This window comes from Longimicrobiaceae bacterium (assembly GCA_036375715.1).
GTDB lineage: Bacteria > Gemmatimonadota > Gemmatimonadetes > Longimicrobiales > Longimicrobiaceae > DASVBS01.
In genome coordinates, this window is sequence record DASVBS010000060.1 from 95847 (window position 1) to 120566 (window position 24720).

Consider the following 24720-nt stretch of genomic DNA (forward strand, 5'->3'; position numbering starts at 1 on the left):
CGAATTACGAATTACGGAGCCGTTGCGAACGGCAGAGGTCACAAAGGTAAGCCCAGCGGACGCGCGGAACACCGCCCTTTCCTCTATTGTGAGCTCTGCGGTTTGCCGTAATTCGTAATTCATAATTCGTAATTCATAATTGCAGTCCTATTCCGCTTCCTGCGCAATCGCCAGGTATTCGAGCAGTTGCTCGCTGGTGAGCTGGTGCAGTTGTCGCGCGATGGAGGCGAACTGGGTCGGGATCGGGTCGGAGCCTTTGCGCACGAGGTCCGGGTCGATGTCGATCGTCCAGGCGGGGAGCTCCACGTCGCCGGTCGGGTCGATCCATTCCAGCGAGTGGAAGACCAGCGTCGCGCCCAGCTCGGAGGGTTCGTCCACGTAGGGAGCGACCTCCGCTTCGACCAGGTAGAGTTGATTGCCCTGCTGGACCGTGCGGAAGCCGAACGCCATGCCGAGTGTTCCTTCCCCCTCTTCGTCGTGATGGTGTTCGTGATGAAGGTGTTGATCGTTTGTCATCTCTCTTCCCGGTTCAGGGGTGGAACTGCTCGCTAGCCCGGTGATCAGCGTCGGCGGCGATTCCCTTGGCCACGCTCCCTTCTCCTGCGTCCTCTCGATTCGGTGCGTCCCTTCTCGTCGTGCTCGCCCTGCTCGTCCCGCGAGGTGCCCTTCCGCCCGGTCGCTGGGCCTGTTGGCCGCGGACCCGCTCGCTCCCGTCGTCCTGATCGCTTCCCACGGCGCGGTCCGCGCCCCTCCTCCGCGCCGCCCCGCCCGCGTCGCTCCGGTCGTTCACGCACGAGCAGCCCCTCCTGGCGCAGATCCACGCGTGGGCGGGCGGCGAGCTCTCTGGCCTCCTGCAGAGAGGTTGCCCGCAGCGCTTCACGCTTGCCGCGGAGAACGGTCCAGTGCAGCGGCCGGTCGAGCTGCGGAACGTCGTCGTTGTCGATCCGCTGGAGCAGTTTCTCGGGTACGCGCACCCGGACAACCGCCGTTCCTTCCTCGATTGCATAGTCCAGCGGCCATTCCTCGCCGCTGAGCTCCAGGGTATCGGGGAGGGCGAGCCAGCGCTGCCGTTCTTCGGGCGTGGCCCATTCGTCCGGGTCGATCTTCAGGTCCGCTTCGAGGAACTCCGCGTAGGAGCCGACCCCCTGCAGCTTCGCCAGGAAGTACTGGCGGAGCGCTTCCTCGGACACCTCCCGGGTGGCTCCTCCGGAGCGCCGGTAAACCTCGCGGAGCTCTCGCACCCGCTCCCGATTCTCTCGCACGTCGCGGTGGTATGCCACCCCCGCCGCCATGGCCGTAGCGAGCGCCCCCCGGGCCGCCTCCGCGAGATTCTCGGGGAACTCCGTGATCGGCTGCTCTTCGGAGTCCAGCTCGAAGCCCTGGTAGCTGCGGACCGATCGGGCGCGCAGCGGAGCGCGACGATGCCCGGGATCGTAAACAACCTCGACCTCCCCGCGTTCGGCGAACTCCCACAGCAGCTCGTACGGGATCTGGGTGCCCTCGATGGACCCGCGTGCGCGGCCAAAGCGATCGGAAAAGTAGCGCAGGTCTCCCATCACCGCGCCCCAGCGGCCGCAGACGCTGGTGGGCGACACCCGCACCTGCTCTCCCCAGCTCGTTTCCTCGTCGATCACCAGGGCGAAAGGGGCAACCCGCGCGAGGAGCCGCTGCCACTCTCGCTCCAGTTTGCGGGTCAGTCGCGGGAAGCGCGCCGGCAGTTCCAGGTCCATGGACCGGTAGATGGAGGCGATCCCCAGCGCCGCGTCTTCGATCGAGCGGACCAGCACGCCCCGCTCGTCGGCCCACTCGGTGAGCGCGGTCTCGTCGAACAGATGCCGCGGCAGTCCGTACACGGTTCCCAGCGAGCCGCACTGCTCCAGCGCGTCCTGATAGAGCTGATACGCGGTGAGATGGTCGCTGCCGGGCACGACATAGGCCCCGATGTACCGGTCGGCCCGGGTCATCCGATGAAGGGACTCGATCGACGCGCAGGTGGCGACGACAGGCACGAGCTCCGACGGACCCTGGACCAGCAGCTCACCCCAGGGACGATCGACCGGGAGCACCTCCACCTCTCGCCCGTAGCGCGTCAGCCGATCCCCTTCGATGAGGCCGCGCCGCTCGAGCAGCTCGACCGCCCTCCGGTACGCGATCCTGTCGAGAGGAACCGGCAGGTCCAGCTCGTCGGCCCTCACCCCCATGTCGGCGCAGGTCATCGCCACACGCTCCGGATCCCCCGCGAGCTGGAAGTTGGGCGCCGTCGGCTGCAGCGAGTCGAAATCGATGTCTCGCTCCGACAGGATCCACACTTCTCCCCCTTCGACCCGGCCGTGGACTCGCCCCGCCATCTGCAGGATCTCGTTGGCGCCCAGAGGCAGGCGGGTCAGAACGCCCTTGCCCCGTTCGACCAGCGTGGTGAACTGCGCGTCCTCGATCACCACGGTGTCCAACCCCTGAATGTTGAGCGCGGACTGTCCCGCCGCCGTCATCGACAGCAGGTAGGGGTGGGGAGCGTCGCCTTCGAGAAAGGGGCGGAGCTTGGTGATGGGCTCACCGCCGTGATAGTAGGCGGTGAAGATCTTCGGCCACCGCCCGGCCACGGTGGTCGCGATCTCCTCCGTCGAAGCCCTGGTGGGTACGAAGACCGCGACTCCGCGGTCTTCCTTGATGACGTGCCGCAGGAACCGGTCGCTGAGAAACTCCAGCGGCTGCGTGGTCCGGGAAATGCGCACCCGGGCGGCCTTCTGCGGATCGAAGGCGCTGGTCTCGATGACCTCCGCGGAATCGAGGTATTCGGCGTAGAAGGTGGGGTCGACCGTTGCGGAGAGCCAGATGAACCGGCACCCGGCGCGCTTTCCCAATGCCAGGCAGAGTTCCAGCTCGGCCGAGGTCTGATGGATCTCGTCCACCACGATCGTGTCATCGCCTACGATGAGATCGTCCTGGAGCCAGCGTCGCGCGATCCCCGTGGTAACGATGACCACGTTCCAGGTAGGTGTCTCCGGCGTCGCCTCCCGTTCGCGATTCACCACCCCCACCCGCAACGGCGTACCGACGATCTCCTCGGCGATCGGCCGGATCGCCAGCGTCTTGCCGGTTCCCGTTCCGGCAACGATCCCGAAGCCTTGGCCGCTGGCGGCAAGCCGCCGGATGTCGTCCCCGTGCTCCTCCTCCAGCACCGTCCGGATCCCGGTGAGACCCACTCCGAGCTCGATCGTCTCGCACGCCGCGCGTGTCGGCGCGATGACCACCAGACGCCCTCCCGTCGGCCGGCCGGGATATCGCTCCGAGGGTGGGATCGTGGGAACGTGAACCATGAATTGCGGACGTGTGTCGATACTCTGCAATTGGGGGCGCAAGCTCCGGCCGCGGTCGCGAATTCGCAAGTATGCCGCCAGGCGCCGCGGTCGTCCTGCGCTCGAACGGCTCGCAGCCCCGCTGGTTGCCACCCGTCGGGCGAAGGCGCCATTGGATTTTCCGGATAGATCGACTTTCGTTCGGGGGCGGCAACACGCTTCCCGCGTACGCCTTCGAAAGCGGTTTTACGGTGGAAACGGATGAATAATCTGCGAGATCTGCAGGTGCAGGCGCGAAGCCTGGAAAGTGCCGGCCAGCACGCTGCGGCGCTCAAGCTGTACGAGCGCATTCTGGAGGAGCCCGCGGGGCAGCGTGACGGCGGTGTGTGGGTGCGGAAGGCGCGCCTCCACCTCGCCCTGTCGCAGCAGACGGAGGCCGCGGAGAGCTACGCCACCGCAGCGGAGCGCTACCAGAGCATGGGGCTGGCAAATCTGGCCCTGGCGCAGAGTCAGCGTGCGGAGCAGGTGGATTCATCGCGGCCGGAGGGCTTCCTGCGCAGCGCCCGCCTGGCGGCGTCGCTGGGATATGCTCGCGACGCGCGGAGCAGCTTTCTGGCGTATGCCGATCGCGCGATCGCCACGAACGAGGAGGCCGCCGCGGTTGCCGCCCTACGGGAGTGTCTCTCCTTCTTCCCGGAAGACGAGGCCGTTCGCGCGCGGCTGGTAGAGCTCGCGGGTGAGGCGCCGCCGTACCCGCCCGTGTCGTTGCCGGAGGTGTCCGTGCGCGAGCGCATCGCTCCGACGGAAACGGAAGCCGGGCCGGCGGCTGTCCTGGAGGCCGACCCCGACGTCGGGGCCGCGCCGGCGGAGGTAGACGAGGTAGGGGTAGAGGAGCTGGTAGAAACATCAGCGGGTGCACCCGACGCTGCGCCGCAGGTGGAGCCACTCGAAGGCTTCGAGCCTACACGCGTCGAAGGGCCCTTCGACGCCTCACCGGAGGTGGAGCTGGAGAGCGACGCCGCCGAGGGCGCGTCTGATCCGGCGGTGTTCGCATCGCTCGATCTGGAAGGGGGCGAGGTTTCCGAGGAAGAAGAGCCCGACGCGGCCGAGGTCGAACCCCTGCCGCTTCTCGGCGTCGAGCCGGGCACCGTTGCGCCGACCCCGGCGGAGGAGATTGCCGCCGCACGAGCGCGCGTAGCCGACAACCCGGGTGACCTGACGGCGCGCCGGGAACTGATCGCCCTGCTGCGAGCGCACGGAGCTCCGGAACTTGCTGAGGCCCTGGCTGACGCCGAGCGTCACTTCGCCGAGGCCGGGCGCATGGCCGAGGCGCTGCGCTTCGTGGAGGAGCTCGCTCGGCTAGAGCCGCGCGATACGGCTCTGCAGCAGCGGCGCGTCGAGCGGGCGCTGCGCGCGGGAGATCGGCAGGCTCTCCTCGATGCGTACCTCGCCCTCGCGGATGCGCTCGAAGCGGAGCGGAGGGTGGACGCCGCACGCGACGCGCTCCGGCGAGTGCTCGAGCTCGAGCCCGACAACGAGCGGGCGCGAGCCGTGGTGGGAGCGCCCACGAGCCTTTCACCAGCACGGGAGTACGTGGACCTGGGGGAGCTGATCCTGTCGGGGGTGCAGCAGGAGGCGACCCGTTTCCAGGTGGCGGCCCTGGAGCCGACGGGAGACGAGGAATCCGATTTCGAGGAGATCCTGAACCTCTTCCGCCAGAAGATCGCGCGCAGTCTCGACCCGAAGGATTCCGCCAGCCACTATGATCTTGGTCTGGCATTCAAGGAGATGGGGCTGCTGGACGACGCCATTATCCACCTGCAGAGCGGGTTGAGGGGTGGAGCCAATCCCCTGGCCACGCTGGAGGTCCTGGGTGAGTGCTTCGTTCTGAAGGGGCAGACCTCCCTCGCGGCGCGCGTTTTCGAGCGTGCGACCCGCCTGGAGGGAGTGGGCGAAAGCGATCTGGTGGGGGTGCTCTATGGTCTCGCGCGCTGCCAGGAAGAACTGGGTCAGCGGGAGCAAGCCCGGGGAACGTACGAGCGCATCGTGGCGGTCGATCTCTCGTTTCGCGACGCGGCACAGCGACTCGAACGACTGCAATCCCGCTGACAGCCGGGTTTTGACAGTCGTCCGCGCGGCGGTTAGCTTCCCGCCCGCCCGCGTTCAACTTTCCCGCGCTACGAGCAGATGCTTCGCACCGCGCCTCCGAAGCTGTCCCAGATCCAGGATCCCATCGTCGATCGGCTGGACCGGGTCGTCGACGAGTTCCGTCGCATCGTCGCGGCCGATTTCGATCGGGTCACCGAGATCAACGACTACCTGCTGCAGGTGCGGGGCAAGCTCTTCCGTCCCAGCCTCCTCCTTCTCTGCAGCGAGATCGGCGGCCGTTCGCGCCCCGAGGCGGAATCGCTCGCCGCGGTGGTCGAGCTGATCCATCTCTCCACTCTGGTCCACGACGACGCCGTCGACCACTCCGTTCTGCGGCGGGGGATGCCGACCGTCAACGCCATGTGGAGCCACCAGGTCGCCATCATCATGGGCGACTATCTCTACTCCCGCTCGGTCAGCGAGCTGGCCCGGCTGGGAGACATCGAGCCGGTGCGCATCCTCGCTGCGGCGGCCAACGCCATGTCGGTGGGCGAGCTGCGGCAGCTCGCCTCCTGCGATGCCCTCGACTTCACCGAGCAGGACTATCACCTGCTGATCGAGTGCAAGACTGCGTCGCTCATCGCGGCCGCGTGCGAGCTCGGCGCCCTCTACGGCGATCCGACCTACCGGGTGCCCCTGGCCCGCTTCGGGCACGATCTGGGGATGGCCTTCCAGATCGTGGATGACCTGCTCGACTACACCTCCGACGAGGCCGCGCTGGGCAAGCCGGCCGGGCTGGACCTGCGGGAGCACAAGGTGACCCTTCCCTTGCTGTACGCGCTCCCGCGGATGAGCAGGAGCGAGCGGGAGCGGGTGGAGGCCTTCTTCGCCGAGCCGATCCCCGACGACGCCGAGATCGCGGCGATCGTGCAGATGGTGCGCGATCGTGGCGGCTTGGATTATGCGAAGTCGCAGGCGCTCATGTTCGCCCAGAGGGCGCGTGAGTCGCTGGAAGGCCTGCCCATGAGCCCGGCTCTCCAGGCGCTGCGGGAGAGCATCGCCTACGTCGTGGAACGCCGCCACTGACGGGAATAAACCGTTGCCTCGGTTGGAGGGTTGATGAACGTTGCAATCCGCCGAAGGGTGGGTCGCTTGTCGATGGTCGTGCTGGTGGGGTTGGTGCTCGGCGCATTGCTGACGGAGCTGACCGTTCGTTTTCTCCCGGAGAGCGCGGCCAGGGAGTTCTTCACCACCTCGGTCGCCGCCGCCTTCGGCCCTCTGGTGATCGACCTCGTCGCGGTCGGCGTGACCATCGGCCCCCTGGTCTTCCACCTCAACGCCCTCAGCGTGGCGGGAATACTGATCGTGGCGCTGGCGGCGAGGGCGTGGCTGTAAGGGAAAGAAGCTAGGAGCCAGAAGCTAGAAGCAAGAATTCTTTGGGCCGGCCTCGAGGTTTAGGGCCGGCCCATTGCCGTGTTCTGGATTCTGCATTCTGACCCTTGTTCCCCGAGCCACTTCGTCGGGCCGGCTGCAGTCCGTGGCTCCAGGCGCCAACCTCGGATTACGTGAGGCTCCGGCACGCCCGAGATAGAGACGTCTGGCACCTGAGGGGGCAGAAGGAGGATAGGTAGAATGCTCCGGGGCCGGCGCTCTCACATCGAGGCCGGCCCCAGAATATTCTAGCTTCTAGCTCCTAGCTCCTCCCCTAGCTCGCCACCGTCCTCCTCAACACCTCCTCCCGATTGTCCACAATCTCCGCCTCTTCGCGCAGGCTCTGGACGAACCGGGCGATCTCCTGCTGGCCCTGTTGGAGCTGCACCAGCATGCGGAGCGAGCCCTTCTGCTTCTGGAATTCCTCGGGGTCTGCTTCGGTGCGCTCGGTGGGACGGACGATGAAGAGGCCGGCGGGCGTCTCGACGACGTCGCTCACCTGGCCCACGGGAGTACCGAAGGCGGCACCCACGGCGGCATTCGCCTGACCGAACGCCGGGTTCGGGCTGAGGCGCGTCACCGGTCCGATCGACTGCACCTCTAGCCCGCGTTCGCTCGCCGCGGCTTCCAGGGTCTTGCCGCCCCGAACCTCGGCCACGATCTGACTTCCGATCTCGCGCGCCTGGGCCCGCTTCTTCTCCTGGATGAGGCGCCGGCGAATCTCAGGCGTGGCCTCCTGCAGCGACATCTGCCCCGCCGGCGTAAAGGCCTCTCGCTCCACCACGTAGAACGCCTGGGGAGTCTCGAAGAGCGGGCTGACGGTCTCTCCGTCCTCCGCGGCGGATTCCTCCTCGGCCCACTCGATCGCCTCGAGCGTGGAGCCGATGCCCGGGACCAGCGACTGCTCGGCGGAGACCAGTACGCTCTGGCGCACGATCGCGTTGGTGGCCCGCGCCGCGCGTTGTACCCCGACCTGCTCGGCCAGCGTCTCCAGCGAGTCTGCACGGGCATAGAGCCGGTCCAGCGCCGCCTCGGTGGGCTCGATCGGGATCAGGATGTGCCGTGCACGGGCCGTATCCCCCTCCCGTTCCTCCACCCGGATCAGGTGATAACCGAAGGGGGAGAGGATCGGCTCGGAGAGCTCCCCGATAGGCAGGGAGAACGCGGCCTCGTCGAAGACCTCGGTCATCTGCCCGCGCGTGAACTGCCCCAGGTCGCCGCCGCGATCACGGGTACCCGGATCGGCCGACTCCCGCTGCGCCACCGCGGCGAAGTCCGCCCCGTCCAGGATCTCCTGTCGCACGGCCTGCGCTCGCTGCAGCGAGGCGGCCGTGTCCTCCGCCGTAGGAATTTTGGAGAGCATCGCGATGGTGAACCGCGCGGTCGCGGGACGGCGGAAGGAATCGCGGTTCCGCTCGTAGTAGGCACGGATCTCGGCGTCGGTGACCTCCACGTCGCCGGGGACGAGCTTCGCCACGTTCAGCGCGACGTAGTCCGCCGTGACCGTCTCGTTGCGATCCTTCCAGAGCTGCCACAGCTCGGCGTCCGAGATGTACATCCCCGCCGTCACCTGACGCAGCAGCTTCTCGCGCGGGATGATGCTGCGGTAATAGGCCTCGAGCTGGAGGAGCATCTGCTCGTTCGCCGTGGGCCCGGTCAGGAACTGCTGCCACTTCTGGATGTCGAACTGTCCATCGGTCATGAACAGCTCGTTCTGCATCAGCTGCGGATGCGGGTTCCAGAGCGCCGCCTGGCGGATCTCCTCGTCGGTAACCCCCAGCTGCCGCCGCTCCATCTCCTGCTGTATCAGGATGTCGTTCACCACCTGATTGAAGGCCGCATCCTCGAGCTGGCGGATCTGTTCGGCGGTGAGCTCACCCCCGGCCTGCGCCCGCGCCTGGTTGTAGAGTTCCTGGTAAGCAGCCGAATATGCCTGATAGGAGATGGACTGACCGTTGACGCGCCCCAGCTCGCCCGTCTGCATGCCCGCGCTCCGACCGGAGATGTCCATCCCCCATTCGAAGACCATCAAGCCCACGAATGCGAGGGCTACGATGATCATGATGATCTTCGTTTTCTCCCGCAGATCTTGCATCATGGTCGGATCAGGCTCCAGCTCAGATGGGGCGGTTCAGCATGCACGATGTATCGGAAACAGCGGAATTTAGCGGATCCGAAGAGCGAGACGCAAGTTCGGAAGCCAGAAGCCAGGAGCCAGAAGCCAGAATTCCCCTTCCTCGGGCTTCCTGGCGTCCTGGCTCACGTCGACACCAGCCCAGAACGTCAAGCTTGAGCCGTGGCTCATGGCCCGCGCACAGCCGCCGGCCGTCGGACGGGAAAACTCAAGCCAGAACTAGCTGCTTCCGGTACTTTGGGGTGGGTTCTCGGCGAAGGCGGCAGCCTCTTTCGGGAACTATCGCCCCCTTGGTCAAGGAACCCCCGAACAAGAAAATTCTGGCTTCTGGCTCCTGGCTCCTGGCTTCCCGGATTCCGTCCTCCCTCAATTGACCACCCTGGAGCGAGCGTGTAACTTGAACGCCCTCAATCCGTCACTTTTCAATTCCCCGCGCGGGCCCGACCATGGCTGAGTCCCCCTCCGAGCTCCAGCTCGAGATCGAAAAGCTCGAGCGCAAGCACGCGGAGAATCCCGAGGGTCGCTTCTTCGTGCCACTTGCCAACGCATACCGGAAGCTCGGCGATCTGGAGACGGCCGAAGCCCTGCTGCACGCGGGTATCGAGCGACATCCCGACTACCTGAGCGCGCGCATCGTGCTGGGTCGCTGCCTGGCCGATCGAGGAGCGGTGCAGGAGGCCGAGGAGGAGTTCCGCTTCGTGCTCTCCCAGGATCCCCAGAACCTCATCGCCCTACGCACTCTGGGCGAGCTGGCGGCGGCCGCGGGACGGACCAACGAGGCGGTCGAATGGTACAATGAGCTGCTGGCCGTAGACCCCATGAACGAGGAGGCGCGGCAGGCGCTGGAGCGGCTCGGTAGCCCGGCTTCGGCGGACGAATCGGAGGAAGAGTTCCACGCGGGCGGCGACTGGTGGCAGGCCGGCGATGTCGAGCCGACCGGTGCCGAGGTCCCGGCTGACGCCGGGAGCGAAGCCGCTGAAGCAGGCGCCGACGATCCCCTGTTCTACGGCGACATCTCTCTCGAAGACGCCACCATCGCCCCCTCTCCAGTGCCTGAAGGAGCCTTCGATGTGGATGAGCCCGTCGCCGCCCCGTCGGGGCTGGAATCGGAGCTCGAGCCCTCGGACGAGGAGCCGGATGCGGAAAGCTATGGCGGCACGGGGGCGGGCGAGGTGGTCACGGAAACGATCGCCGAGCTGTATGCGCGCCAGGGACTGCACGATCGGGCGATCTACGTCTACCGCGAGCTGATCCGCCGGCGTGGGGGGGATTCCACGCTGGAGCGTCGACTCGCCGAGTTGGAGCGGCTGGTGGGCGAGGCAGGGGGCGAGGAGGAACTCCCCGAGCTCACGCTCCGGGACGACGAGGCACTGGAGACCCCATCGCTGGATGCAGAATCGGATGCAGAGGAGGATGCGTTCGCCGACAGCGTCTCCGAGGGCTTTGCCACCGCTCTGGGTGAGGAGTCGTGGCTGGAAAGCGACGAGGAGGTCGGGGTGAGCACTGCGGAAGGGGCTTCGCCGGAGCTCTTGGCCGCTTCGGCAAGCGCCGGAGGGGGCGCGACCATCGTCGATTTCCTCGCCGGGCTGGCGGCGTGGAGGCCGGGCCAGGGCAGGACGGCCACGGGCTCGGCAACGCCGGAGGCCACGGCGCCCGAGGAGGAATTCACCGCCGGGGAAGTGGCCACCGCCCCGCCGTCCACGGCAGACCCCGGGGAGACGGAGCCGGCACCGGAGACCTCGGCCACCATCGACTCCTCGAGTGAGTCGGCGCCGTACGCCGGAGCCGAGTCGGAGCCGTGGGGAGCCGCGGCTGGAGGAGACGAACCGCAGGGTGACGACCTTCCCTACCTCGAGCAGGTCGAGCGGCCGTGGTCATCCACCGGAACGGGTTCTGCGGACGACGAGCCCTTCCCGTGGGAGCTGCCGGAGGGCGATACGTTCGAGCAGGCGGAGCCGATTGCGGAATCGGAGTCGAGCACCCACTCCGAGTACGGGTTGGAGGAAGCCGAATCGGCTCCCGCTGAAGACGGTGCGGATCACCCCGAGCCCGCGGAGCCGTCGCCCGCGGCCCGTGATGAACGCGCGGAGGCCGCGGGCGACGCCACGGACGACGAGGACCTCGAGTCGTTCCAGGCCTGGTTGCGGAGCCTGAAGAGATGATCATCGCCGTCCTTCACGGCCCCAACCTGAATCTCCTCGGCCAGCGCGAACCCTCGATTTACGGTGCGGACACGCTGGCCGAGGTCGATGCGCGCCTGGTGAGCCTCGGCTCCGAGCTGGGGGTACAGGTGAAGCACTTCCAGGCGAACGGAGAGGGCACGCTGATCGACTATGTGCACGCCCTGGCGGGGGAGGTCGACGGCTTCCTCGTCAACGCCGGGGCGTACACGCATACGAGCATCGCCCTGCGGGACGCGCTCGTGGGCGTCGCGCGCCCCTACGTGGAGGTGCATCTCTCCAACGTGCACGCACGTGAACCCTTCCGGCACCACTCCTACCTCAGCGATCGCGCGGTGGGAGTGGTCGCAGGATTTGGCGTGGAGAGTTACCTTCTAGGGCTGCGCGGTCTCGTCGGGTATCTGCGACGGATCGCGAACAGCGCGAACTGAAGCGATAACATGGACCACGCCGGGGGCACTGCCACCGGCGTAATTCAAAGGGAGACGTCGTGGCGACGACCGCCGATTTTCGCAACGGAATGACCCTCCAGTTGGACGGCACGCTGTACACCCTGATCTACTTCCAGCACGTGAAGCCGGGTAAGGGTGGCGCGTTCGTCCGGACCAAGCTGAAGAACGTGCTGACGGGTGCGGTCCTCGAGCGGACCTTCCGGGCGGGTGAGAAGGTCGAGGAGGTGCGCCTGGAGCGCAGACCGGTCCAGTACAGCTACACCGACGGGCAGCTGTACTATTTCATGGACCAACAGACCTTCGAGATGATTCCCCTCAGCGAAGACGTGATCGGGGAGGACCAGCTGCTGTACCTGAAGGAGAACATGGAATGCGAGGGGCTGGTCCACAACGACCGGATCATCTCCGTGGAGCTGCCTTATTTCGTTGAGCTGGAGATTGTCCAGACCGACCCCGGCGTGCGCGGTGACACCGCCCAGGGCGGGACCAAGCCGGCGAAACTCGAAACCGGGGCCGTGGTTCAGGTCCCCCTCTTCCTCAACGAGGGAGACGTGATTCGCGTCGACCGGCGCGAGGACAAGTATCTCGAGCGCGCGAACCGATGAATCGTCCGGAAAGGCAGCGTCCGACTTCGCAGGGGGAGGGGAGCGGGTCCGGGTCCGGCGAGGAGCAGCTGCGCGCTGCGCCGCAGCCGATCGCCGACCTGGATTTCCTGAGGGGGTTGATCGCGGCGGTGGACGACAGCGGTATCGACTCGCTCGAGATCTCACGCGGCGGCACCCGTATCCGCATCTCCAAGACGCCGGGCGGCGCCGCGACCGCGGCCCACTCCGTCGCGCCGGCCGCGGAGGCGCATCCGCCCCCGCCGGCCCCGGCCAATCCGCCTGCGCCGCCACCCGCGCCGGGCGCCGCAGCTGAACCGCCGGTGCCGGCTCCACCCACCACGCCCCCGAACAACTGGGTGGAGATCAAGTCTCCCATGGTGGGCACCTTCTACCGCGCTCCTTCCCCGGAGGCCCCCCCGTACGTCGAGGTCGGCTCGCGCGTGGTCCGGGGGCAGACCCTCTGCATCCTCGAGGCGATGAAGCTCATGAACGAGCTCGAATCGGACGTCGCCGGCGTGGTGCGGGAGATCCTCGTCGAGAACGGACAGCCGGTCGAGTACGGGCAGGTCCTTTATCGCATCGAGCCTGACGCGTGAGCGAGAACGCTGGCCCGCTGCGGACCGAGGCCGACCCTCGCCCGGTCGCCCCGGCGGACGGTAGCGAGTTCAGCCTCCGCCGCGCGCTGGAGGAGATGATCCGGCGCCGGGGCTCGGACCTGCACCTGAAGGTCGGGCGTCCACCTGTCGTGCGCGTGCACGGCGAGCTCATCCAGACCCCGCTCCCCCCGCTGCGCACCGAAGACCTGCGGCGTGCCGCGGAACAGCTTCTCACCCCGCGGCAGCGCGAGGAATTCGCGGAGCGGAAGGAGATCGATTTCGCGGTGGGCGTGCAGGGTCTCGGTCGCTTCCGGGTCAACCTCTTCCAGCAGCGGGGAACCCTCGCTTTCGCTTTCCGCGCCGTGCCCTTCGAGATCCCATCGATCGAGGACCTCCTTCTGCCCCCGGTGCTGAAGGAGATCGCCCTCTCGTCGCGCGGATTGGTTCTCGTGACCGGGGCGACGGGAAGCGGCAAATCGACCACCCTCGCCACCATGCTCCGCTACCTCAACGAGCGGCGAGCGGTCAACATCGTCACGATCGAGGACCCCATCGAGTTCCTCCACCGTGACGTGAAGGCGATGATCAGCCAGCGCGAGGTGGGGAACGACACCCTGTCCTTCAATGAGGCGCTGCGGCACGTTCTTCGTCAGGATCCGGACGTCGTCATGCTGGGAGAGATCCGTGACCGGATCTCCATGGAGACGGTGCTGAAGGCGGCGAACACCGGCCACGCCGTGTTCTCCACCCTTCATACGACCGACACCAGCCAGACCATCACCCGGGTCATGTCGTTCTTCCCGCCGCACCAGCACGGGGAGATCCGGAACCTGCTGGCCGATGCGCTGCGGGCGGTCATATCGCTGCGACTGATCCCACGGGCGGACGGGAGTGGGCGCGTCCCCGCGGCCGAGATCCTCATCAATACCGCCGCGGTATCCGACCGCATCCGCTCCGGCGAGGGGATCCACATGCTGCTGGATCTCATCGCCGAGGGGCGAACCCAATACGGGATGCAGTCGTTCGACCAGAGCCTGATGGACCTCTACCGTAACGGGTTGATCACTCAGGAGATGGCCCTCCATTACGCCACCAGCCCGTCCGAGTTCGCTCTGCGCGCCTCGGGCATCGAAGCCTCCTCCGACCTGACCTTCGAGCCTGGAGCCGGTCGGGGGGATATCTGATATGTTCCGGAAGATCCTCATCGCCAACCGTGGCGAGATCGCCCTGCGGGTAATTCGCGCCTGCAAGGAGCTCGGTGTACGCACGGTGGCGGTGTTTTCGGAGGCAGACCGTGAGTCGCTGCACGTGCGCTTCGCCGACGAAGATGTCTGCATCGGTCCGCCGTCGGCGCGCGAGAGCTACCTGAACATCCCACGGATACTGGCCGCCGCCGAGATCACCGGCGCTGACGCCATCCACCCCGGGTACGGTTTCCTCGCGGAGAACGCCGAATTCTCGGAGATCTGCCAGCGTAGCGACATCACCTTCATCGGACCCACGCCCGAGCAGATCAGGCAGATGGGTGACAAGGCCGCCGCCCGGCGGGCGATGAAGGAGGTGGGCGTGCCGATCGTGCCGGGCACCGACGTGTTGACCGACCCCGAGGAGGCCCTCAAGGCAGCCCGGGACATCGGATTCCCGGTGCTGATCAAGGCCGCGGCCGGTGGCGGGGGGAAAGGGATGCGGGTGGCTCGGGATGCGGAGGATTTCCTCCGCCAGTTCGCCATGGCCCGCAACGAGGCAGCGGCCGCCTTCGGGGACGAGAGCGTCTATATCGAGAAGTTCCTTGCCCGGCCGAGGCACATCGAGTTTCAGATTCTGGGCGACCAGCACGGACGGGTGGTCCATCTCGGCGAGCGCGACTGCTCGATCCAGCGACGGCACCAGAAGCTGATCGAGGAGGCTCCCTCCCCGGCGCTCACCCCGGAATTGCGCCAGAAGATGGGGGAGGCGGCGGTTCGCGGCGCGTCCGCTATCGAGTACGTGGGCGCGGGTACGATCGAGTTTCTGCTCGACGAGGATGGCTCCTTCTACTTCATGGAGATGAACACCCGGATCCAGGTGGAGCATCCCGTCACGGAGATGATCACCGGGTACGATCTGGTGAAGGAGCAGATCCGTGCCGCCGCTGGCCTGCCGCTCTCGGTGTCCGACCCAATCGAGTTCCGGGGGCACGCCATCGAGTGCCGCGTCAACGCGGAGGATCCGGACCGGAACTTTGCTCCGTCGCCGGGAACCATCCAGACTTTTCATCCGCCCGGCGGACCGGGCGTGCGCCTGGACACGCACGTCTATGCCGGCTACCGGGTACCGCCGTTCTATGATTCGCTGCTGGCGAAGCTGATCGTGCACGGCTCCAGCCGGGAGGAGGCGCTGGCGCGCATGCGCATCGCCCTCTCCTCTTTCGTCGTGGAGGGGGTCCATACGACCATCCCCTTCCTGCTCCGGGTGCTGGATCACCCGGACTTCATTGCCGGGGACGTTGATACGAAGTTCCTCGAGCGAATGGGTCTATAGCCTGCCAGGAGTTGCATGAGACTGGACGTGTTTCTGACGCCCGGGGAGCTTTCTCCCGCGGACATCCTCGACCGGCCGGTGGTCGTGATCGACATCCTGCGCGCGACGACCTGCATCGTGCAGGCGCTGAGTGCCGGCGCGAAGTCGATCTACCCGGTGTCCTCGATCGAAGAGGCACTGCGGCTGGCGAACACCTTCGGCCGCGACGACGTTCTGCTGTGCGGTGAGCGCAAGTGCCTGCCGATCGAGGGCTTCGATCTCGGCAACTCACCCCGGGAGTTCTCGCCCGATCGGGTGGCCGGCAAGACCCTGGTGATGAGCACCACCAACGGCACCCACCTGATGTCCATGACGGGCGGCGCTGCGCGCGTGCTCATCGCCGCGATGCTGAACCTGCGCGCGGTAGTGGAGGACCTCGTGCGCGCCGAAGCCGAGCCTGTGCTCGTCTGCTCGGGCCGGGAGAAGCACTTCGCGCTGGAAGATGCTTCCTGCGCGGGGCTGCTCGCCTCACGGTTGATGGAAGCCCGTCCAGGCGACTGGGTCCTGAACGACGGCGCGCGGGCGGCGCTCGCGCTCGCTCGCGAGTTCCCGCCTGACGAGACCCTCTTCCGCATGACCCGCTCCGGTCGGGCGGTGGAGATGGCCGGAATGTCGGAGGACCTCGCCTTCTGCGCGCGGGTAGACACCCACGACATCGTGCCGATCCTGCACGACCGGACCATCACGCTCTCCCAGACACCGGTCGGCTCGTAGCCAGGCGCTCGAACCGGCCGGATGCAGCTCGGGATCCGGCTCTTCCTCCCCGAAGTTCGATGGCACGTAAGAAGTCGTCCAACGCCGGCTCGCACAGCCTGGAGCGGGAGCTCTGGGCGCTGGCGCTGCTCGCCCTGGCGATCCTCCTCTTCCTCTCTTTCGTGCCGCCATCCTGGATGGGCTCCACCGGGACGCGCCTCTTCCCGGAGGGGAACATCGTCGGCCGCGTGGGGCGCGCGATCGCCGCGGGTGCGTGGGGATTTTTTGGAGTGACCGGGTTCCTGCTCCCGTTCCTCCCGGCGGTCTGGGCGGCGCACGTGCTCGGGCGCGTGGAACGCGCCACCGCCTGGCGGGGAACGGGACTGCTGGCGGGGGTGATCCTGCTGCTCCCGACGCTGCTGTTCGCCTTCTCCTCACCCTCCGGCCGAGTACCCGCCTCCGCCGGGTGGTTCGGCGTGGCGCTCGGAGCCCCGCTGGCCGCGATATTCGGCTGGCTCGGGGCGGGACTGCTGCTGACCTTTGCTCTGGCCGCTGTTTCCGTCGTGACCGTGGGGTGGAATCCGCTGCGCGCGGCCTTTCGCGGCGGGCTCAACGCGCTGGGAGGCGCCCGGCGCGGAGTGGCCGCCGGGGTGGCCATCCTTCCACGGCCGGGCATTTCCGCGCGGCACGGAGACCCGGAGCGCACCGAAGCCTTCGAGAACGAGCAGGACGCGTATCCGAGCTGGGCGGACTCACAGGACACCTGGCTCGACGACGAGGACACCCTCCCGCTTCCGCCACCAATCGACTCTGCCGCGAGGGCCGCTACATCCAGCGACGCCCCGTCCGCACCCCCCGCGGCTTCGAGGAGCAAGGCTCGCGATGCGCGGTCGGAGCTGCTGGCCGAGGATGCGGGGGATCCGGATGCGCTTGATCTGCCGCCCACCACCCTGCTGACCCCACCACCCCCTGGCGACGACGCTCGCAACCGGCAGGCGCTCGACGAGCTCGGCCAGGCGCTGGTGGCCAAGCTCGCCACCTTCCGCATCGAGAGCGAGATCGTGGGGATGACGGTCGGCCCGGTGGTGACGCAGTTCGAGCTGGCGCCGGCGCCTGGAGTGAAGGTGGCCCGGATCGCCAATCTCGATGCGGATCTGGCGCTGGCCCTGCGTGCGCCGTCGGTGCGGATCGTGGCGCCGATCCCCGGTAAGGGGGCGGTCGGCGTCGAGGTGCCGAACCCCGAGCCGCAGATGGTCTACTTCCGCGAGGTGTTGGAGTCGCCGGCATTCCGCTCGAGCCGGGCGCAGCTCCCGCTCGCGCTGGGGAAGGACATCGCGGGCCGGCCGTACGTCGCCGATCTCGCCCGCATGCCGCACCTGCTCATCGCCGGCGCCACCGGCTCGGGGAAGTCGGTCTGCGTCAACACCATCGTCACCTCGCTCATTTACCGGCACTCCCCCCGCAGCCTGCGCTTGCTGATGGTGGACCCGAAGATGGTGGAGCTCAGCATGTACAACGACCTCCCCCATCTTCGGCACCCGGTGGTGACCGACAACAGCGAGGCGGCGGGGGTGCTCAAATGGGCGGTCCTGGAGATGGAGCGGCGATACGCGCTACTCTCGCACAACGGTGTGCGGAACATCCAGGACTTCAACCAGCGGCTCGAGCGCGGGCAGATGATGCGGTCGCCAGACCCGGAGGGGGAGGACGGCGACCCGGATCGCTGGATCTACCGCTCGGGGCCCCTGCCTTACATCGTCTTGATCATCGACGAGCTGGCCGACCTGATGATGACGGTGCAGGGAGAGGTGGAGAAACCGCTGGCGCTCCTCGCCCAGAAAGCGCGCGCGATCGGCATCCACCTGATCCTGGCCACACAGCGCCCTTCGGTGAACGTGCTGACCGGCCTCATCAAGGCGAATTTCCCGAGCCGAATCGGATTCCGGGTCTCCTCCAAGGTCGATTCGCGCACCATCCTCGATCAGAACGGCGCCGACAGTCTGCTCGGCAACGGCGACATGCTTTTCCTCCCGCCCGGACAGAGTGATCCGCTGCGGATCCAGGGTGCCTTCCTGTCGACCGAGGAGACGGAGCGGTTGATGGACTGGTACCGGGAGCAAGCCGCGCTACGGAAGGCGGCGGCCGGGGAAGTCGCTGATTCCCAGGAAGTCGACATCCTGGAGATCGTTCGGGCGGCGGAAGGGGAGTCGGAGCGCCTCGAAGCGGAGGACGACATCGCCGAGCGCGACAAGCTCTTCCGGGAGGCGGCAGAGCTGTGCATCCAGCACCAGGGAGGGTCCACTTCGCTTCTGCAGCGGCGTTTGCGAATCGGCTACGGGCGGGCGGCCCGCATCATCGATCAGCTCCATCACGCCGGCGTGCTCGGGCCCCCGGATGGCTCCAAGCCGCGCGAGGTGCTGGTCGATCTGATCCAGCTCGATCAGATCGCCCCCGAATGATAGTCGACCCGTGTGCGCATCGTCCGGAGCAGCGCCGATGCCCGGAACGCGTCGTGCACGCCCGGGTACGAGCGGGCTCACCTGAGCCGATGAAGCATGCGGAGAACACGCCTGTTGACGATTGCCGCGCTCGTCGTCGCTTCCGCGTGCCGCGGCGGTGACGACGCGCGAGTTGCTGAGAATCAGAGGGTGCCAGTCTGGCGCAGCGACTCCCCGCGGGTAGCTGCAGCCGACCAGCCGTCGGCGCCGGATTCCGCCGAGCCGGCGCCGGTGGTGGCCGTCGCCGACGCGGAGCCGTCGCAGGACACCCCCACTACAGCCGATCCTCCAGCCACAGCAACCGCCCCGACTACGTCGGATCCGGTGGCCGAGGCCGACATCGAGGCCGCTGACCCCTCCACTACAGATCCCACCGCCGAGGAGATCCTGCTCCGGGCGGAGCGGGCGTACGAATCGGTGCGTACCCTGCGCGCCGACTTCGTTCAGGACCTCACCGTCCCGCTACTCGACGACACCCAACGCAGCCGCGGCGAGCTCTTCCACCGCAAGCCCGACCTCTTCCTGATGCGCTTCAGTGACCCACAGGGGGATGTCGTGGTGGCCGACGGGAGCTACCTCTGGCTCTACTATCCGAGCACCGATCCCGGGCAGGTGATCCGGACCTCCATGGGGCAGGCCGGTCGACTGGATCTGCAGCGGGAGTTCCTCAGCAACCCGACCGAGAAGTTCGACGCCACACTCGAGGGGGCCGAAACCGTCGCGGGTCGTCCGGCGCAGGTGCTCACGCTGATCCCCCGCGAGCCGCGCGGCTATAGCCGCGTGCGCATCTGGATCGACGACCAGGACGGACTCGCCCGCCGCTTCGAGATCAGCGAGGACAACGGAAACGTGCGGACGGTCGAGCTCCGCAATCTGAGGGTGAATGTGGAGCTCTCGGCTGATCTGTTCCGCTTCACGCCCCCGCCGGGCGCGGAGATCTTCGATCAATGAGGGCGTGATCACCATCAACACAGGGCCATGGCCAAGAACGCCACCTTCGATATCACTTCGTCCGTCGACCTGCAGGAGGTCGACAACGCCGTCAACCAGGCGCGCAAGGAGATCTCTCAGCGCTACGACTTCAAGGGTGCCACGGCGGAGATCGACTTCGATCGGAGTGCCGGCACGCTCACCCTCACCGCTGACGACGAATACCGACTCAAGGCGGTGATCGACGTGCTCCAGTCGAAGCTGATCAAGCGTGGAGTGCCCATCCGTAACCTCGACTACGGTAAGGTAGAGACCGCGGCGGCCGGAAAGGCCCGGCAGTTGATCACCCTCCAGCAGGGCATCTCGTCGGAGAAGGCGAAAGAGATCGTGAAGGCGATCAAGAGCGGGGGCTTCAAGAAGGTCCAGGCGCAGATCCAGGACGATCAGGTGCGGGTGCAATCGCCCTCCATCGACGAGCTGCAGGCGGTGATCGCCGCGCTGAAGAAGGAGGATTTCGGCATCGAGCTGCAGTTCGGGAACTTCCGCTCCTGATCGGGGGCCGAGCGAATGAGCCAGCGCAACTCGCACGACCTCTTCGACCGGGCACAGCAGCTCTTTCCAGGTGGCGTCAGCTCTCCCGTGCGCGCCTTTCGCGCGGTGGGGGGCGAACCCTTTTTCGTCGATCGGGGGAAGGGCGCGCGCCTGTGGGACGTGGACGGCAACGAGTACATCGATTACGTGCTATCCTGGGGCCCGCTGCTCTTCGGGCACGCCCATCCCCGTGTCGTGGGTGCGGTGACCGAGGCCGCGGCGCGAGGGACCTCGTATGGCACGCCGATTCCCGCCGAGATCCGGCTGGCCGAGCTGGTGCGAGCCTTCTTCCCCTCCATGGAGCTCCTCCGCTTCGTCAACAGCGGGACGGAGGCGACCATGTCCGCCGTGCGCCTGGCGCGCGGATTCACGGGTCGGCCGCTCCTGTTGAAGTTCGAGGGTTGCTACCACGGTCACGGCGACTCCTTCCTGGTGAAAGCGGGCTCCGGAGTGGCTACGCTCGGCCTCCCGGACTCGCCCGGTGTCCCGGCTGAGCTCTCTCGCCTTACACTGACGGCTCCGTTCAACGACCTCGACGCGGTGGAGGACGCCTTCGCCTTCCACGGCGATCGCATCGCCGCGGTGATCGTCGAGCCGGTGGTGGGCAACGCCGGCTTCATTCCGCCAGTCGAAGGGTTTCTGGAGGGGTTGCGGGCGATCACCGAGCGCCACGGGGCATTGCTGATCTTTGATGAGGTGATGACGGGGTTCCGGGTGGCGCCGGGCGGCGCGCAGGAGCGTTTCGGCGTCGCGCCGGACCTCACCACCCTCGGCAAGGTCATCGGTGGCGGGCTGCCGGTGGGGGCCTACGGCGGGCGGCGCGACATCATGCAACAGGTGGCTCCTTCGGGGCCGGTGTACCAGGCGGGAACGCTCTCGGGCAACCCGGTCGCGATGGCGGCGGGGATCGCGCAGCTCGAGCTGATTCAGGAGCTTCGTCCGCACGCCGAGCTGGAGCGACGTACCCGGCGCCTGGTGGATGGCCTGCTGGCCAACGCGGCCGAGCTGGGGGTCGACTGCTCCGGCGGCAGCCTCGGCTCGATGTGGGGGCTGTTCTTCACCCGCGGCCCGGTGCGCAATTACGCTGAGGCCCGGACCAGTGACGTCGACCTTTTCAGACGCTATTTCCACGCATCGCTCAGGCGGGGCGTCTTCTTCGCGCCCTCCGCCTTCGAGGCCGGTTTCCTGTCCACCGAACACCGCGAAGCGGATGTCGACGACACCATCGATCGGGCTCGCGAGGCGTTGCGGGAGAGTCTCGGTTAGGGGTGCTACCTTACTACTCCTGTTAGCGTCGGCTGCCTGCGTGCGGCGTGAGCCTCCCCTTGCTCCCGCGCCGGAAGCTGGCCGCGCCCTCCCGCGGGCCGAGCCGACGGTGCGGGTGGGACTGCTGGTGGATACATCCGCGGCGGAGATCGGCGGAACGCGGGGAGTGGAGTTGTCGACGCCGTCGGGGGGCAGGCTGCGACGCGTTCAGGCGGGCGGCTCGGTTACCGTGAGCGCGGATGGTGTGGGGCGGCTCCGGGTGGGAGGCGAGCCGGTGGCGGCTCCGGAAGGGATGCTGATTGCCCGAGCTGCGGACGGTGGCGCCGTATCCGTCAACGGACGACCGTACCGCGGTGAGCTCCTCCTGCGAGCGGACGGTCCGGGTCGATTGGCGGTCGTCAACCGGGTCGACCTCGAGGCCTACCTCCTGGGCGTGGTGCCGCGGGAGATCGGTCGCGTGGGTCCGGAGCGCTTCGAAGCCGCCAAGGCACAGGCGGTCGCTGCGCGGACGTACGCCGTCCGCTACCTCGGGCGTCGCGAATCGCTGGGATTCGATGTGTTCGCCTCCGTCGAGGATCAGGTCTACGGAGGGATGTCGGACGAGTACGACCTGGTGTCCCGCGCCGTGCGAGAGACAGAGGGCGAGATCCTGGTGTACGGAGGCCAGCCTATCGAGGCGTACTACCACTCCACCTGCGGCGGGCATACCGCCGCGATCGACGAGGTCTGGGACGCCGATCCGGTCCCGTACTTGCGAGCGGTGCGCGACGTCGATCCCCGCACCGGGCAGGCATACGACCACTTTTCGAGCCGCTTCCGCTGGACGCAGCGCTGGAGCGCCGCCGAGCTCAACCGGATCCTCGCGCAAACCCTGGCGGACTCGGTACCTGCCGGCGTGAGCGGGGTGGGCGAGCTGCGCGATATCCGCATCCTGGAGCGGACCGAGTCCGACCGCATTCGCCGGATGCGCATCACCACGACCACCGGCGATTTCTACGTGGGTGGTGACCGCATCCGCTGGATCTTCCGAACCCCGGAAGGCGCGATTCTCAACAGCTCGCGCTTCGATGTGGAGATCGTCCGCGACGGCAGCGGCAACCCGGTCGAAGTGATCGCGACGGGAGGTGGCTGGGGGCACGGCATCGGAATGTGCCAGGTGGGAGCGATGGGACGCGCGGAGGCGGGGCAGGATTACCGCACCATTCTTCAAGCTTACTACTCCGGGGTAGAGTTGCTGGACCTGTACTGAGGCCCGCACCCGGAGCTTACCCGAAGACCATGAAAACGAAGATACGGGGGCGTGTGATGGGACGGGGTCTGATCGGTCTGCTTCTGCTGCTGGTACCTCTCCGGGCGGCGGCTCAGAGACTGGAGGACTACGACTACGAGAACCTGCGGTTTCGGGGCATCGGCGCGGAGGTGGGCTACGTGCTTCCGTGGAACATCGAGCCCACCGTTTCCTACGGGCTGCGCGGCGACATGGGCTTCGCGGGCCCGCACGTTCGCATCGTTCCCGCGATCCGCTACTGGACGTCGGAGCTACGCGACGAAGAAGTCGACCGCCTCGCCACTCAATTCATCGAGATCTGCTCGCGGCGCGCCCCCGGTAGCTGCCCCGGCTCCCTGGATCTCGGAGAGGTTCGTCGGAGCGACCTCGAGCTGAGCCTCGACGCTCACGTGGTGCCCGACGTCCCCACGGTGCTCGTACCCTATGCGGGCGCCGGCGTCGGTCTTCATCTGCTGAATGGGGGGGGCGAGGCGATCGACGGCACCTTCGTCGAGGACCTGCTCGATACCGTGGCGCCGGGCATCAATCTGCTGGGTGGGGTGATGCTCGACCTGGGCTTCGTGGTGCAGTTCTCGGCGGAGGCACGGCTGGCGTTGACCAGTGACGTGCAGTACGGGACCCTACTCGTGGGGGGTGTCTGGAACTTCCCGCCACCGCCCGCGGCGATCGCGCGAAGAGGTGCGCGGTGACGCTTCCGCCCGCGGGGATCCGGATCGCCGTGGTGGGCACCGGGGCCATCGCTCAGGTGGCCCATCTTCCCATCCTCTCTCGCATGCCCGGGGTAACCCTGACCGGTCTCTTTGACGCCGACCGGCAGAAAGCGCTCACCCTCGCCGAGCGTCTGGACGTCCCGCGGGTCTTCGACTCCGTGGAAGCAGTCTGGGAGGACGATGACGTGCAGGCGGTGATCATCGCCACCCCCAGCAACCTGCACGGGGAGCAGGTCCGAGCGGCGCTCAGCGCCGGGAAGTTCGTCTTCTGTGAGAAGCCGCTTGCCCTCACCGCCGAGGAAGCGCGCAGCGTGCTGGCCACCCCGGGCGCCGATGGACGGTTGATGGTGGGGATGAACCAGCGTTTTCGCCCCGACGCGAGTACCCTGCGCCACGAGGTCGCGGCCGGGCGGATCGGGTCGGTTGGCTACCTGCGGGCGGGATGGCTGAACCGGCGGGCTGGGCCGATCCGCAGGACCTGGCGGCATCGCCGGGCCAGGGCGGGTGGCGGGGCATTGATGGACCTGGGGATTCAACTGCTCGATCTCTGCCTCTGGCTGGTCGACTACCCTCAACCGCGGCGATTGGTGGCGCACATGCTCCGCGAGCAGGGCAGCGAAGTGGAGCATACCGCCATGGTCGTCCTCGAGTTGCAGGGTGGGGTGGTGGTGAACCTCGAGGTCACCTGGGACCTGGTTTCGGATCGCGACCGGCTCTACCTGAACGTGCAGGCTTCTTCGGGCTCGGGTTCGCTCCCCCCGCTCAGGGTACTGCGCGAGACCGATAGCGGTGTGGTGGACGTCACACCCGATGCGCCTCCTGAACGGGAGAACCTCTTCACAGTCTCTTATCGCAACGAGCTGACCCGCTTCGCCGAGGCGGTGCGTGGCGAAGCGACCCTGCCGGCTCCCAGGGAGCAGGAGGTCCTGCTCCGCCTGATCGAGGCGGCTTACACCTCCGCGGAGCGGGGAGAAGAAGTCAGGTTCTGACCAGCCGATGCCCGTCGGAGCGACTCGCTTGCGGTCTTCTCCGCAAGGCCCGTCGGCGCTTCCATCCCGCTGCCCTTTCCACTATATTCAATAGCTTCGATCGGAAATCTTCGTCTGTCCCGGCGTGCCGTCCGGGACCTCTGCAACGGGAGGCTCGGAATGAAGCCGGACATTCATCCCACGTATCAGAAGGCGACGGTGCACTGCGCGTGCGGGAATACCTTCGAGACCCGCTCGACGCTGCCGGATATTCACGTCGAGATCTGTTCCGTCTGTCATCCGTTTTTCACGGGGAAGCAGAAGCTGGTGGACACCGCCGGCCGGGTGGAGCGATTCCGGCAGCGTTACGGCGGCGGCACCGCCTCGAAGTGATCGCGAGCCGGGGCGAGCCCCCGGCTCATTTTTCTTGGTGCC

The 24720-nt window shown here is 67.3% G+C and carries 21 protein-coding genes; 18 read left to right on the forward strand and 3 right to left on the reverse strand.

The window, feature by feature from the left end; all coding sequences use genetic code 11:
* Positions 1–147 precede the first annotated feature (147 nt).
* On the reverse strand, positions 148–516 hold the full coding sequence (locus tag VF167_11615) for a hypothetical protein (protein ID HEX6926059.1): 369 nt from the start codon (positions 514–516) through the stop codon (positions 148–150).
* 44 nt (positions 517–560) lie between these two features.
* Positions 561–3317, reverse strand: coding sequence for a hypothetical protein (locus VF167_11620; GenBank protein ID HEX6926060.1), 2757 nt, complete (start codon positions 3315–3317; stop codon positions 561–563).
* A 240-nt stretch (positions 3318–3557) separates the two neighbouring features.
* Here VF167_11620 and VF167_11625 point away from each other — a divergent pair, with 240 nt between their 5' ends.
* The 3 genes from VF167_11625 (at position 3558) to VF167_11635 (ending at position 6779) form a co-directional block, all read left to right on the forward strand.
* On the forward strand, positions 3558–5405 hold the full coding sequence (locus tag VF167_11625) for a tetratricopeptide repeat protein (protein HEX6926061.1): 1848 nt from the start codon (positions 3558–3560) through the stop codon (positions 5403–5405).
* 78 nt (positions 5406–5483) lie between these two features.
* The gene (locus VF167_11630) at positions 5484–6470 is read left to right on the forward strand and encodes a polyprenyl synthetase family protein (GenBank protein ID HEX6926062.1); all 987 of its coding nucleotides are present in this window, start codon (positions 5484–5486) and stop codon (positions 6468–6470) included.
* Positions 6471–6503: 33 nt separating this feature from the next.
* Positions 6504–6779, forward strand: coding sequence for a hypothetical protein (locus VF167_11635; GenBank protein HEX6926063.1), 276 nt, complete (start codon positions 6504–6506; stop codon positions 6777–6779).
* A 310-nt stretch (positions 6780–7089) separates the two neighbouring features.
* On the opposite strand, the gene VF167_11640 is transcribed toward VF167_11635, so the two are convergent.
* Positions 7090–8913 (reverse strand): peptidylprolyl isomerase, encoded by a 1824-nt coding sequence (locus tag VF167_11640; protein ID HEX6926064.1) that lies wholly within the window; start codon positions 8911–8913, stop codon positions 7090–7092.
* Between the two features lie 482 nt (positions 8914–9395).
* Here VF167_11640 and VF167_11645 point away from each other — a divergent pair, with 482 nt between their 5' ends.
* The 15 genes from VF167_11645 (at position 9396) to rpmE (ending at position 24678) form a co-directional block, all read left to right on the forward strand.
* A complete protein-coding gene (locus tag VF167_11645; protein HEX6926065.1) occupies positions 9396–11111 on the forward strand; it encodes a tetratricopeptide repeat protein in 1716 nt (571 codons plus the stop codon).
* Positions 11108–11560 carry a type II 3-dehydroquinate dehydratase gene (aroQ, locus tag VF167_11650; protein ID HEX6926066.1) on the forward strand — a complete coding sequence of 151 codons (453 nt, stop codon included), beginning with the start codon at positions 11108–11110 and terminating at the stop codon, positions 11558–11560. Before VF167_11645 ends, aroQ begins: the two co-directional genes overlap by 4 nt.
* A gap of 59 nt (positions 11561–11619) precedes the next feature.
* Positions 11620–12186 (forward strand): elongation factor P, encoded by a 567-nt coding sequence (gene efp / locus VF167_11655; GenBank protein ID HEX6926067.1) that lies wholly within the window; start codon positions 11620–11622, stop codon positions 12184–12186.
* Entirely contained in the window at positions 12183–12782 is a 600-nt protein-coding gene (gene accB, locus VF167_11660; protein HEX6926068.1) for an acetyl-CoA carboxylase biotin carboxyl carrier protein, read from the forward strand. The genes efp and accB overlap by 4 nt, the downstream gene beginning before the upstream one ends.
* Positions 12779–13966, forward strand: coding sequence for a PilT/PilU family type 4a pilus ATPase (locus VF167_11665; protein ID HEX6926069.1), 1188 nt, complete (start codon positions 12779–12781; stop codon positions 13964–13966). The genes accB and VF167_11665 overlap by 4 nt, the downstream gene beginning before the upstream one ends.
* A gap of 1 nt (position 13967) precedes the next feature.
* A complete protein-coding gene (gene accC, locus VF167_11670; GenBank protein HEX6926070.1) occupies positions 13968–15302 on the forward strand; it encodes an acetyl-CoA carboxylase biotin carboxylase subunit in 1335 nt (444 codons plus the stop codon).
* A gap of 15 nt (positions 15303–15317) precedes the next feature.
* Positions 15318–16055 (forward strand): 2-phosphosulfolactate phosphatase, encoded by a 738-nt coding sequence (locus VF167_11675; GenBank protein HEX6926071.1) that lies wholly within the window; start codon positions 15318–15320, stop codon positions 16053–16055.
* Positions 16056–16114: 59 nt separating this feature from the next.
* Positions 16115–18493, forward strand: coding sequence for a DNA translocase FtsK 4TM domain-containing protein (locus tag VF167_11680; GenBank protein HEX6926072.1), 2379 nt, complete (start codon positions 16115–16117; stop codon positions 18491–18493).
* 96 nt (positions 18494–18589) lie between these two features.
* Positions 18590–19483, forward strand: a complete 894-nt coding sequence (locus VF167_11685; protein ID HEX6926073.1) for an outer membrane lipoprotein carrier protein LolA — start codon at positions 18590–18592, stop codon at positions 19481–19483.
* Positions 19484–19510: 27 nt separating this feature from the next.
* A complete protein-coding gene (locus VF167_11690; protein ID HEX6926074.1) occupies positions 19511–20014 on the forward strand; it encodes a YajQ family cyclic di-GMP-binding protein in 504 nt (167 codons plus the stop codon).
* A 15-nt stretch (positions 20015–20029) separates the two neighbouring features.
* Positions 20030–21319, forward strand: a complete 1290-nt coding sequence (gene hemL / locus VF167_11695; GenBank protein ID HEX6926075.1) for a glutamate-1-semialdehyde 2,1-aminomutase — start codon at positions 20030–20032, stop codon at positions 21317–21319.
* 109 nt (positions 21320–21428) lie between these two features.
* Positions 21429–22568, forward strand: a complete 1140-nt coding sequence (locus tag VF167_11700; GenBank protein ID HEX6926076.1) for a SpoIID/LytB domain-containing protein — start codon at positions 21429–21431, stop codon at positions 22566–22568.
* A gap of 29 nt (positions 22569–22597) precedes the next feature.
* A complete protein-coding gene (locus VF167_11705; GenBank protein HEX6926077.1) occupies positions 22598–23296 on the forward strand; it encodes a hypothetical protein in 699 nt (232 codons plus the stop codon).
* On the forward strand, positions 23293–24306 hold the full coding sequence (locus VF167_11710) for a Gfo/Idh/MocA family oxidoreductase (protein HEX6926078.1): 1014 nt from the start codon (positions 23293–23295) through the stop codon (positions 24304–24306). Before VF167_11705 ends, VF167_11710 begins: the two co-directional genes overlap by 4 nt.
* 159 nt (positions 24307–24465) lie before the next feature.
* Positions 24466–24678, forward strand: coding sequence for a 50S ribosomal protein L31 (rpmE, locus tag VF167_11715; protein HEX6926079.1), 213 nt, complete (start codon positions 24466–24468; stop codon positions 24676–24678).
* The last annotated feature ends 42 nt before the right edge of the window (positions 24679–24720 follow it).